This window comes from Frigoribacterium sp. 2-23, from assembly GCF_049601585.1.
GTDB lineage: Bacteria > Actinomycetota > Actinomycetes > Actinomycetales > Microbacteriaceae > Frigoribacterium.
Map to the genome: position 1 here is coordinate 480,778 of NZ_CP187126.1, position 11,780 is coordinate 492,557.

Sequence of the window (11,780 nt, forward strand, 5' to 3'; positions counted from 1 at the left end):
CGCTCAGAGGCGTTCGCAGAGCAGAGCCGTGTGTCGACCCGCCACCCGGGTCAGCACGAGCGTGGCCGTGCCCTCGCCCTGCAACGACAGCCGCTTACGGAAGGCCGCCGGGTCGACGTCGACGCCCCGCTTCTTGATCTCGAGCCGCCCGATGCCGCGGCTCTTCAGCTCGCGCTTGAGTGTCTTCTCGTTTAGGGGCAGGACGGCCGTGATCTCGAACCCCTGCGCGAACGGCGTGTCGACCCGCTCGTCGGTCGTCAGGTAGGCGATGTCGCGGCTGATCATGCGGGCGTCGATCGTGCGCGCCAGATCGCCGATCAGTCGTGCCCGGATGACGGCTCCGTCGGGTTCGTACAGATAGCGTCCGAGGTCGCCGGCGTCGACGTCCTCCGAGTCGGCCGGGGCGACCATCTCGTGGACCGAGGAGGCGCTGATCACCAGAGCGGACCTCCTCACGCCCTCCCGTGCGAGCGGCCCGAACCAGACGCCGACCTCGACGACGTCGCGGTCGACCGAGACCCACTGGCACTCGGCGTCGGCCGGTAACAGTTCGCGGTCGATCCCCGGGCCGAGCTTGACCCCCGTCGGCAGGCGGTCGGCCAGGCCGAACGCGACGTCGAGGCCGGGCGACCAGTCGGCCGGGTCGGCGATGCGCCGGGTGGCGCCGTGCCCGGTCGTCCGGCGGGCCGGATCGAGGAAGACGGCCTCGACGCCGGACAGGTCGACGGAGGCGGCGTCGCCCTGGACGACGCGAGAGGACGCGAAGGGCGCGAGGTTGAACGATGCGATGGCGGCCGTGACCTCGTCGCGGTCGACCGCCAGCACCTCGAGATCGAGACCGGCGAACGCCAGCGCGTCGCCGCCGATGCCGCAGCCCAGGTCGGCCACCCGGGTCAGCCCGGCGGCGCGGTACCGCCCGGCATGACGCGACGCGACGGAGAGCCGGGTGGCCTGCTCCAGACCCGCCTCGGTGAAGAGCATGCGACTCGCGAACTCGCCGAACTTGGCGCGCGCCTTGCCGCGCAGCTTGGCCTGGCTCATCACGGCCGCGACCAGCGCGGGGGAGTGCCCCTGCTTCCGCAGGGCGGCCACCTGGGCCAGCACGTCGGCCCCGGAGTCGTAGGCCGGCAGCGAGTCGAGCAGGTCGAGCCCGGTCGGCGAGAGGAGTTCGAGCAGCTCGGGCGTGTCCATCCGACCAGTGTTCCACTCCTCGCGGTGGTCGCTGGCACTCGGATTGACCGAGTGCCAGACTCGGCCTACAGTTGTTCTGGCACTCGCACGTGGCAAGTGCCAACCCCCGTGTTTTTCGAAGTTCCGAGAAAGAAGAGGTCAACCGTGTCGGTCTCCATCAAGCCGCTCGAAGATCGCATCGTCATTCGTCAGGTCGAAGCCGAGCAGACCACTGCGTCCGGCCTCGTGATCCCCGACACCGCGAAGGAGAAGCCCCAGGAGGGCGAGGTCGTCGCGGTCGGTCCCGGTCGCATCGACGACAACGGCAACCGCGTTCCGCTCGACGTCGCCGTCGGCGACAAGGTCATCTACAGCAAGTACGGCGGAACCGAGGTCAAGTACGGCGGCGAAGACCTGCTCGTGCTCTCGGCTCGCGACGTCCTGGCGGTCGTCGTCCGCTAGTCGGACCCGCTGATCGAAGGCCCCCACCGTGTGGTGGGGGCCTTCGTCGTCTCCGGTGTCGGCCGCTCGCCCTAGAGTCGTGACGTGACCACGCCGCCCGTACCCGCGCCTCCTGCCGTCGCATCCTCCCGCGGGCCCGGTGCCGGGCTCGGATACGCCGTCGGGGCCTACGGGCTCTGGGGTGTGCTGCCCGTGTTCTTCCTGCTGATGTCGCCGAGCGGGCCGTACGAGATCGTGGCCTGGCGCATCGTCTTCTCGCTCGCCTTCTGTGTCATCCTGCTGCTCGCCACGCGTGGCCTCGCGGCGTTCCGCGCGCTGCTGCGCCAGCCCCGCATCGTGCTCACGATGGGCCTCGCCGGGGCGTTCATCATCGTGAACTGGACGACGTTCATCGTCGCCACGCTCGCCGGCCACGTGGTCGAGGCCGCGCTCGGCTACTTCATCAATCCCATCGTCACGGTGCTGCTCGGCGTCGTCGTCCTGCGCGAGCGGCTGCGGGTGATGCAGTGGGTCGCCGTCGGTCTCAGCCTCGTGGCGGTCCTCGTCATCGGGGTGGGCACCGGGGCGTTCCCGTGGGTGTCCCTCGTGCTGGCGTTCTCGTTCGGCTTCTACGGTCTCGTCAAGAAGCAGGTGGGCGGGCGCGTCGACGCCATCGGCGGGCTCACCCTCGAGACCCTCTGGCTCACGCCCGTCGCCGTGGTCGCCCTCGTCGTGATGGGGATGACCGGTCTCGGTGGCGGCCTCGTCTTCGGCACGGTGAGCGTGCTGCACACGCTCACCGTCATCAGCTCGGGCATCGTGACGGCCGTGCCGTTGCTGCTCTTCGCCGCGGCCGCCCGGCGACTGCCGCTGACCACGCTCGGGCTGACGCAGTACCTCGCGCCCATCCTGCAGTTCGTCGTCGGCGTCGTCCTGTTGCACGAAGAGATGACGGCGGGGCGCTGGGCCGGTTTCGCCCTCGTCTGGGTAGCGCTGATCGTGCTCACCGTCGACATGGTGCGATCGGGGCGGGCCTCGCGCCGTGCCTCCGTGGCTCCCGTCGTATGACGAATTGTGACGACGCGGGCACGTGGTGACCTGACTCAATGTCACAAAACGCTAACGAAACGCCCCTTTGATATCGGGAACACACGCCAGAAACAATCGAGCCCTAGTTTCAGACAACGCGGTAAGCCCGGACGCCATCGGACGGGCAGAGAACACCGCAGTCCAGAAAGGGTTTCACGGATGATCCGATCCAGCACTGCCCTCCGAGCCTTGGCACTCGCCGGTGCAGCCACCGTGCTGCTGGCCGCCTGCTCCACGGGTTCCACTCCTTCCGACGGCTCGTCGGCATCGGCGTCTTCGACGAAGAAGACCGATCCCGCCGCGAGTTGTACGGCACCCAGCACGCCGGGCACCGATCCCCTCGCGATCGGCACGATCCTCCCCCTGACGGGAACCCTCGCCTACCTCGGCCCTCCCGCCGTCGCCGGTGTCGGTCTCGCGGTCTCGGACATCAACGAGGCCGGTGGCGTCATCGACAAGCCCGTCAGCATCTCGACGGCGACCGACTCGGGTGACAGCAACGACATGACCGTGTCGAGCGCCGCGGCGACGAAGCTGATCGACGCGAAGGTCCCGGTCGCGATCGGCGCCGAGTCGTCCAGCGTGACGCTGAACGTCATCGACCAGCTGACCAGCAACTGCATCGTCGAGATCTCGCCGGCCAACACGGCCAGCGCGCTCAGCGGTTACTCGTCGCACTACTTCCGCACCGCTCCGCCGGACTCGGTGCAGGGCTCGGCTCTCGCCCAGCTCGTCACGGGTGACGGCAACGCCAAGGTCGCCTTCCTCGTGTTCAACGACTCCTACGGCACGGGTCTCCGCGACTCCGTCGAGAAGGGCATCGAGTCCTCCGGCGGCCAGGTCGTCTACGGCGGCACCGGCAAGGGCCAGGAGTTCCCTCCCGGTCAGACCACGTTCTCGTCCGAGGTCTCGGCGGCCATCGCGGCGAAGCCCGACGCCATCGTCATCCTCTCGTTCGACGAGACGAAGTCGATCGTTCCCGAGCTCGTCGCCCAGGGCTGGGACATGAGCAAGACCTACATGTCCGACGGCAACACGGCCGACTACAGCAAGGACTTCCAGGCCGGCACCCTCAAGGGCGGTCAGGGCACCATCCCCGGCGCCCAGCCCGGTGACGAGCTGAAGACCCGCCTGTCGGCCTACTACCAGGCCAACGAGGGCGGCACGCTGAGCGACTACTCGTACGCGGCGGAGTCCTACGACGCCGTCACGCTCGCCGCTCTCGCGGCCGAGAAGGGCAAGGGCACCGACTCCGGCACCATCCAGGCCAACATGGCCGCGGTGTCGGGCGCCAACGGCGGCACCGAATGCAAGACGTTCAAGGAGTGCAAGGCGGCCCTCGCGTCGGGTGGCGACATCCACTACGTCGGCCCGTCGGGCATCGGCCCGTTCGACAAGAACAACGACCCGTCGTCCGCCTTCATCGGCATCTACAAGTACGACGACAACAACAAGCCCGTGTTCCAGAGCGCCATCCAGGGTGACGTGAAGTAACCGGCTGCACCGCAGTACCGAACCGGAGGCCCGGTGGGATTCGTCCCACCGGGCCTCCGGCCGTCCCCGTCCCCACGGCGCGTCCTAGGATCGAAGGAGGCACGGGTCAGGTCCGTCGCCGACCGATGCTGCCGTAGGGGGACGACATGACGGCTGACCTGCGCTGGCTGACGGCGCCCGAGACCGACGTCGCGGCCGCGATGGCGACCGTGCGCCGCGACTCGCGCCCCCGGTGGGTGCCCACGAAGCGTCAGGTGCTCTTCCACGTCAACAACTGCCTCCTGCTCTGGTTCGTCTGCATCGTCCTGTTCACGGTCGGCGTCAGCGTCGACGGGGTGCACGACGGGGTCGTCCAGCCGTCGGATGCCCGCGCACTCGCCGTGTGCAGCGCCCTCTTCGTCGTGTGGCTCGGTGGCACCTACCTCCTGTACCGGTGGTCGACCCGGCCGCCGTCGCCCCGAGCGCGTCTGGCCGAGTGGCGTCAGACGCTCACGGCGCTCGCGAACGGCGTCGAGCCGCAGCCGGCCACATCGGCGACGTTCATCTCGCTCATCACACCGACGCGGCAGGGCGTCCGGTCGTATCCGCGCTACGTCGGACCGGGCTTCGAGTTCGGCAACCTGACGTATCGCGCGCCCCGGTCGCGTCGGGGGACCGACTGGACCTATCTCGCCGTCGCGCTGCCCGCGCCGCTGCCGCACCTGATCTTCGACGCGACGTCCAACGACGGCGTCCGCAGCGATCTGCCGGCCGGGGTGGCCCGGGGGCAGCAGCTGAGCCTCGAGGGCGATTTCGACCGCTCGTACCGCGTCTACGCGCCGGGCGGGTACCAGGTCGAGGCGCTGTACGTGCTCACACCCGACGTGATGGCGGCGCTGATCGACACCGCGGCCGACTTCAACGTCGAGATCGTGGGCGACGCGCTCGTGTTCTTCCGGCGGAAGCCCGCCGACTTCGGGCGCGCCGAGCCGTGGCTGTCGGTCGACGCGATGCTGACCCACGTCGCACCGCGCGTCGCGGCGAAAGCCGAGCGCTACCTCGACGCGCGCGTGCCCGGGCAGGAGGAGCCGCGGGTCATCGCGAAGATCCGCGCCGAGCTCGAGAACCCGTTCGTACCGTGGCAACCGCCACCGCCCCGCATCGGGCCCGACGGTCGCCGTCTCGACATCCGCGACCGTCGTACGGGCCCCTGGACGATCGTGGGCGCGATCGGGTGGTTCACGGCGCTGACGTTCTTGTACGCCGTGCCGGGGATCTTCGCGTTCGCCGGCTTCATGTCCATCGTCGACGGGCGCTGACGAGGCCCGGTGCCCCCGGGCGCTGCGCGTCCTCGCCTCGCGGCACCGCGCCTCCTCGCGTTCCGGCACCGCGCCTCCTCGATCGGTGGCGCAGACGACGGCCCCGTGTCGCCGAAGCGTCACGGGGCCGTCGTCGGTGCGGCGATCGGTCAGTGCTTCTCGTCGTCGACGTCCTTCGCGAGCGTGCCGAGGTAGAGCTCGATGACCTTGGGGTCGTCGGCCAGCTCGCGACCCGTGCCGGAGTAGGCGTTGCGGCCCTGGTCCAGCACGTAACCGCGGTCGCAGATCTGCAGGCAGCGGCGGGCGTTCTGCTCGACCATGATCACCGAGACACCGGCCTTGTTGATGCGGCGGGTACGGATGAACGTCTCGTCCTGACGCACCGGCGACAGGCCGGCCGACGGCTCGTCGAGCAGCAGCACCTTGGGGTCCATCATCAGCGCGCGGGCCATGGCGACCGACTGGCGCTCGCCACCGGACAGCGAGCCGGCGCGCTGACCGCGACGATCGGCCAGCACCGGGAAGAGATCGAAGATCACGTCGAGGCGCTCGGCGAACTTCTTCGGCCGCAGGAACATGCCCATCTGGAGGTTCTCCTCGATGGTCAGCGACGGGAAGACGTTGTTCGTCTGCGGAACGAAGCCCACGCCGGCCTGCACCAGCTTGTTCGCCTTGAGGTTCGTGATGTCCTCACCGCCGAGCGTCACCTCGCCCGAGTGGATCTTGACGAGGCCGAAGAGCGCCTTGAGCAGCGTCGACTTGCCGGCGCCGTTCGGGCCGATGATGCCGATCAGCTCGCCCGGGTAGCAGACCAGGTCGCAGCCGTTGAGGATGTTCACGCCGGGCAGGTAGCCGGCCACCAGATCGGAGGCGCGCATGATCGGCTCCGTGCCGGCGAACCTCTCGGTGCCCGGGTGCGGCGTGGCCGCGGGGGTGTCTGCGATGCTCATGCGGAGCCCTTCTTCGTGTCGTCCTGGTCGAGCGCGGCCTCGTGCTCGCGTGCGGCGTCCTCCGCCGCGACCTCGTCCTCGAGCTGTTCCAGCGTCTCGTCGCTCAGCAGCGAGTCGTCTCCGAGGTCGGTGTCGTGGTGGGCGCCGAGGTAGGCGTCGACGACGGCCTGGTTGTCCATGACCGTGTCCGCCGGACCCTCGGCGACGATGCGTCCCTCGGCCATGACGATGACCCAGTCCGAGATGTGCCGCACCATGTGCATGTCGTGCTCGACGAACAGCACGGTCGTGCCCTCGTCGCGCAGCGACTGGATGTGACCGAGCAGCGACTGCGTCAGCGCCGGGTTCACGCCGGCCATCGGCTCGTCGAGCATGATCATGGCCGGGTCGCTCATCAGCGCGCGGGCCATCTCGAGCAGCTTCCGCTGGCCGCCCGACAGGCTGCCGGCGTAGTCGTCCTTCTTCTCGTACAGCTTGAAGCGCTTGAGCAGGTCCTCGGCCTTCGCCTCGATCTCCTCCTCGCGCTTCTTCCAGAGCGGCTTGACGATCGCGACGAAGAAGTTCTCACCCGGCTGGTCCTTCGCGCCGAGCAGCATGTTCTGCATGACCGTGAGACGAGAGAGGGCCTTGGTGAGCTGGAAGGTGCGCACCATGCCGCTGCGGGCCACCTTCGCGGCGCCGACGTTGCCCATCGCCTTGCCGTTGAACAGCCAGCGGGCGGTGCCCGCGCCGCGCTTGAACGCGGTCGGTGCACTCGACGCCTTGTCGAAGCCGGTCAGCAGGTTGAAGAAGGTCGTCTTCCCGGCCCCGTTCGGGCCGATCAGCGCTGTGATCGCGCCGCGCTGCACCTCCACGTGGTTCACGTCGACGGCCGTCATACCGCCGAACCGGCGCACCACGTTGTCGACGGTGAGGATCGGGTCGGGCTTGGACGACCCGGGCGCCTCGTCGACGCTGGCCAGCTTCTGGCGCAGCACGGTGCGGTCGTAGTCGTATCCGTCGGGACGCGCGGGGGCCGCGGCGGGCTCGGTCGTGTGAATGGGCTCAGACACTGAACGACAACTCCTTCTTGTTTCCGAGGATGCCCTGGGGCCTGAAGATGATCAGCAGCATCAGGGCGACGCCGACGAGCACGTACGAGAACTGCTCGGCCTGCTGGCCGTTCATGATGCTCGACGGGATGAACTCGCCGGCGAGGGTGCGGATCAACAGCCGCATGACGAAGAACAGGATCGCCCCGAGCACAGGTCCGAAGACCGTCGCGGCGCCACCCAGCAGCAGAGCCGTCCAGATGAAGAACGTCGTCGAGCGGCCCAGGGCGTCCGGCTGCACGGACGACGGCAGCACGTAGATGATGCCGGCCAGCGCACCGATCAGCGCGCCGAGCACGAGCGCCTGCATCTTGAGCGAGTAGACGTTCTTGCCGAGGCTGCGAACGGCGTCCTCGTCCTCGCGGATTCCCTTCAGCAGGCGGCCCCACGGGCTGCGGTTCAGGGCGAACACGAGGAGGCACAGGAGGGCCACGATGCCCCACCCCACGATGCGGATCCACCAGCCGCTCACCCCGTTGTTGTCATAGGTGAACCACAAGATGGTCGTCTGGCCGTCGGGCAGCGGTGACAGGTCCGTGAACGCGTTGCGGAACGAGGCACCCGTGATGCCGTTCGAGCCGCCCGTGACGCTGGTGAGCACACTCGATCTGCCGACCATGCGGATGATCTCCGCCGCACAGATCGTCACGATCGCGAGGTAGTCGCCTCGGAGCTTCAGTGTCGGGACACCGAGGATGAGCGCGAAGACCAGGGCGCACAGCAGCGCGACGAGGATCGCGACGCCGATGGGCAGCCCGTTCGTGATGGAGATGGCGAAACCGTAGGCGCCGAGCAGCAGGAACGCCGCCTGGCCCATGTTGATCAGGCCGGTGAAGCCGAAGTGGATGTTGAGGCCGATGGCCGCGATCGCGAACGCCGCGGTCGTCGGGGCGAGCGCTTCTCCGGAGAGGGTGCGCAGCAGGCCGATGACGTAGTCCATTGCTTTTCTCCTTAGCCCACTCGCTCGCGTCGTCCGAAGATGCCTTGTGGCCTGAAGATCAGGATCAGGATCAGGATGAGCAGGGCGGTCGCGTACTTGAAGTCACCGGGCAGCCACAGGTTCGTGAGCTCCACGATGATTCCGATGATCATGGAGCCCACCAGGGCTCCGAAGGCGGTGCCGAGGCCGCCGAGGGTGACGGCCGCGAAGATGAGCAGCAGGATCTGCAGACCCGTCATCCAGTTGACGCCGTTCAGCACGAGGCCGAGCATGACGCCCGAGAGACCGGCGAGACCGGCGGCGAGTGTCCAGACGAGGCGGATGATGCGGTCGACGTCGATGCCCGACGCCGCGGCGAGTGCCGGGTTGTCGGAGACGGCGCGGGTGGCGCGGCCGGTGCGCGTCTTGAGCAGGAACAGCCCCGCTCCGATCAGCACGACGACCGAGATGCCCATGGCGACGTACGACTGCACGGTGAGGGTGATGCCCGCGAACGTCACCGTCTGCGGATTGTCGCGGTCGATGCGGACGGTGCCGGCGCCGTAGAAGTACTGGAAGGTGTACTGCAGCGCGATCGAGAGGCCGATCGTGACGATCATCAGCTGGGTCAGGCTGATCCGCTTCTTTCGCAGCGGCTTCCAGATCAGCATGTCCTGGAAGAACCCGGTCGCCGCGCAGATCACCGTGCTGAGGACGGCCGCCAGGATGAGCGGCACCCCGATCGACGTGAACGAGTAGGCCAGGAGCCCGCCGAGGGTGACCTGCTCGCCGTGCGAGAAGCTGCTGAGTCCCGTCGTGCCGTAGATCAGCGACAGGCCGATGGCGGCCAGCGCGAGCAGCAGCCCGAGGCGGATACCGGATGCGAACTGCTGGGCGAAACGCTGCCAGTCGAAGCCGGAGGCGGTGGCGTCGGTCGTCGTCGCCCCCTGCTCGGTCGTCAGAGCGAACAGGGCGCTCGAGTTGGCGCCGAGGGTCGCGTTGACGGTGCGCTCGGGGTTGTCGGCGTTCACCAGGAACTGCCCGCTGGGCAGCGACTTGATGTCGACCTTCACCGTGTACGCGCCCGCGGCGGTCACGGGGATGCTCCAGCGCCCGGTCGAGTCGGTCGTCGACGTGGCGGTGAAGCCGCCCGTGCCGGTCGCCGTCACGTCGATGTCCTTCGCGCCGTTTCCGTCGGCGTCGCGGATCGTGCCCTGGATGCAGCCTGTCGCCGGGTCCGTCACACACGCGGCCGCGGCCGCATGAGCGGCACCGGGCGATGTCGCGACGCCGAAGAACGCTGCCAGAAGGCCGAGCAGCAGTGCTGAGGCGGTCACGATCAGGGTCTGTCGCAGCCGTGGCCGCGACCCGATGGTCGTCGAGAGTCTCACGAAACCTCCTGGAGGGACGGACCAGTCGAGAGAGGACTCTCGGAGACACTGGCTCCCCGTCGTCGTTGACGTTACTTTCGCCGTGTGTCCGCCGTGTTTCAGACAAGGCACAGAGGCGAGTCGGGCCATCATGCCCTATGTCAGGGGCAAACCGAATATCGGAACGCTCGCGTCAGGAATATCTCGCGGCCGATCGGGTTAAGATCGAGAACCGGTACTCGACGGCGATCCGGTCTCACCGCCCGACAATCTCTTGCTCATAAGGGGACTCATGGACCAGCCGGATCCGTTCGGATTCATCGGACTCACGTATGACGACGTCATGCTCCTGCCGGGGCGGACGGACGTCATCCCCAGCGAGGCGGACACGTCGTCGCGTCTGACGAAACGCATCCGGGTCGCGATCCCGCTCCTGTCGGCCGCGATGGACACGGTGACCGAGTCGCGCATGGCGATCGCGATGGCGCGCCAGGGCGGCATCGGCATCATCCACCGCAACCTCTCGATCGCCGACCAGGCCGCGCACGTCGACAAGGTCAAGCGCAGCGAGTCCGGCATGATCACGAACCCCGTGACGACGACCCCCGACGCGACGGTCGCCGAGGTCGACGCCCTGTGCGGTCAGTTCCGTGTCTCGGGTCTGCCCGTCGTCGAGAGCGACGGCACCCTCGTCGGCATCGTCACGAACCGCGACATGCGCTTCGTGTCGCCGTTCGAGATGGCCACCACCTCGGTGCGCGACGTGATGACCAAGGCCCCGCTGATCACCGCCCCCGTCGGGGTCGACCCCGACTCGGCCGTCGCCATCTTCGCCGAGCACAAGATCGAGAAACTGCCGCTCGTCGACGCCGAGGGCAAGCTGCGCGGTCTCATCACGGTCAAGGACTTCGACAAGAGCGAGAAGTACCCCGACGCCACGAAGGACGACGAGGGCCGCCTGCGCGTCGGTGCCGCCATCGGATTCTTCGGCGACGCCTGGCAGCGCGCCTGCGCCCTGCGCGACGCCGATGTCGACGTGCTCGTCGTCGACACCGCCAACGGCGAGAGCGCCGGCGAGCTCGAGATGATCCGCCGTATCAAGGCCGACCCCTCGTTCGCCGCGATCGACGTGATCGGCGGCAACATCGCGACCCGGAGCGGTGCCGAGGCCCTCATCGAGGCCGGGGCCGACGCCATCAAGGTCGGGGTCGGGCCGGGCTCCATCTGCACCACGCGCGTGGTGTCGGGTGTGGGCGTGCCCCAGGTGACGGCCGTCTACGAGGCATCGCTCGCCGCGCGCGAGGCCGGCGTGCCGGTCATCGCCGACGGCGGACTGCAGTACTCGGGCGACATCGCCAAGGCGCTCGTCGCCGGCGCGGACACGGTCATGCTCGGCTCGCTGCTGGCCGGCTGCGACGAGAGCCCCGGCGATCTGGTCTTCGTGGGCGGCAAGCAGTTCAAGAACTACCGCGGCATGGGCTCGCTCGGCGCGATGCAGACGCGAGGCAAGAACACGTCCTACTCGAAGGACCGCTACTTCCAGGCCGACGTGCCCAGCGATGACAAGCTCATCCCCGAGGGTGTCGAGGGCCAGGTGCCCTACCGCGGCGCGCTCGGCAATGTCGTCTACCAGCTCACCGGCGGCCTTCGGCAGTCGATGTTCTACGTGGGCGGCCGCACGGTCGACGAGCTCAAGTCGAAGGGCAAGTTCGTCCGCATCACGGCGGCCGGCCTCAAGGAGAGCCACCCGCACGACCTGCAGATGGTCGTCGAGGCCCCGAACTACCGCCGTTAGGCGCCGGCCCGGCCGTTTTGCACGCGAAAAGGGACGAGACACCGCCGGTCCCGGCGGCGTCTCGTCCCTTTTCACGTGTCACGCGCGCGCGACCCCGGCCCGCCGCAGCGCCGCGACCAGGCGCGCCGGCTCGGTGGGGAGATAGGCGCCGGGCCGGACGCGG

10 protein-coding genes are annotated in these 11,780 nt (G+C 68.6%); 5 read left to right on the forward strand and 5 right to left on the reverse strand.

The annotated features are described in order from the left end of the window. Positions 1-3: 3 nt before the first annotated feature. Complete coding sequence (locus tag ACPEEZ_RS02345) at positions 4-1,191, reverse strand: THUMP-like domain-containing protein (protein WP_423922235.1); 1,188 nt, start codon at positions 1,189-1,191, stop codon at positions 4-6. Between the two features lie 144 nt (positions 1,192-1,335). On the opposite strand from ACPEEZ_RS02345, the gene groES reads away from it, so the two are divergent. From groES to ACPEEZ_RS02365, 4 genes are all read left to right on the forward strand, one after another. Then, on the forward strand, positions 1,336-1,632 hold the full coding sequence (groES, locus tag ACPEEZ_RS02350) for a co-chaperone GroES (RefSeq protein WP_345375463.1): 297 nt from the start codon (positions 1,336-1,338) through the stop codon (positions 1,630-1,632). An 84-nt stretch (positions 1,633-1,716) separates the two neighbouring features. Then, entirely contained in the window at positions 1,717-2,679 is a 963-nt protein-coding gene (gene rarD / locus ACPEEZ_RS02355) for an EamA family transporter RarD (protein ID WP_423922238.1), read from the forward strand. A 180-nt stretch (positions 2,680-2,859) separates the two neighbouring features. Further along, entirely contained in the window at positions 2,860-4,194 is a 1,335-nt protein-coding gene (locus ACPEEZ_RS02360) for an ABC transporter substrate-binding protein (protein WP_423922241.1), read from the forward strand. Positions 4,195-4,340: 146 nt separating this feature from the next. Then, a complete protein-coding gene (locus ACPEEZ_RS02365; protein WP_423922243.1) occupies positions 4,341-5,492 on the forward strand; it encodes a hypothetical protein in 1,152 nt (383 codons plus the stop codon). Positions 5,493-5,641: 149 nt separating this feature from the next. Here ACPEEZ_RS02365 and ACPEEZ_RS02370 read toward each other — a convergent pair whose 3' ends face one another. The 4 genes from ACPEEZ_RS02370 to ACPEEZ_RS02385 form a co-directional block, all read right to left on the reverse strand. Then, the gene (locus ACPEEZ_RS02370) at positions 5,642-6,370 is read right to left on the reverse strand and encodes an ABC transporter ATP-binding protein (protein ID WP_423924328.1); all 729 of its coding nucleotides are present in this window, start codon (positions 6,368-6,370) and stop codon (positions 5,642-5,644) included. A gap of 68 nt (positions 6,371-6,438) precedes the next feature. After that, positions 6,439-7,419, reverse strand: coding sequence for an ABC transporter ATP-binding protein (locus ACPEEZ_RS02375; protein WP_423924330.1), 981 nt, complete (start codon positions 7,417-7,419; stop codon positions 6,439-6,441). A gap of 67 nt (positions 7,420-7,486) precedes the next feature. Further along, a complete protein-coding gene (locus ACPEEZ_RS02380) occupies positions 7,487-8,473 on the reverse strand; it encodes a branched-chain amino acid ABC transporter permease (RefSeq protein ID WP_423922246.1) in 987 nt (328 codons plus the stop codon). Positions 8,474-8,484: 11 nt separating this feature from the next. Then, on the reverse strand, positions 8,485-9,843 hold the full coding sequence (locus ACPEEZ_RS02385) for a branched-chain amino acid ABC transporter permease (protein ID WP_423922249.1): 1,359 nt from the start codon (positions 9,841-9,843) through the stop codon (positions 8,485-8,487). A 271-nt stretch (positions 9,844-10,114) separates the two neighbouring features. Here ACPEEZ_RS02385 and guaB point away from each other — a divergent pair, with 271 nt between their 5' ends. After that, positions 10,115-11,617 (forward strand): IMP dehydrogenase, encoded by a 1,503-nt coding sequence (gene guaB, locus ACPEEZ_RS02390; RefSeq protein WP_423922252.1) that lies wholly within the window; start codon positions 10,115-10,117, stop codon positions 11,615-11,617. The last annotated feature ends 163 nt before the right edge of the window (positions 11,618-11,780 follow it).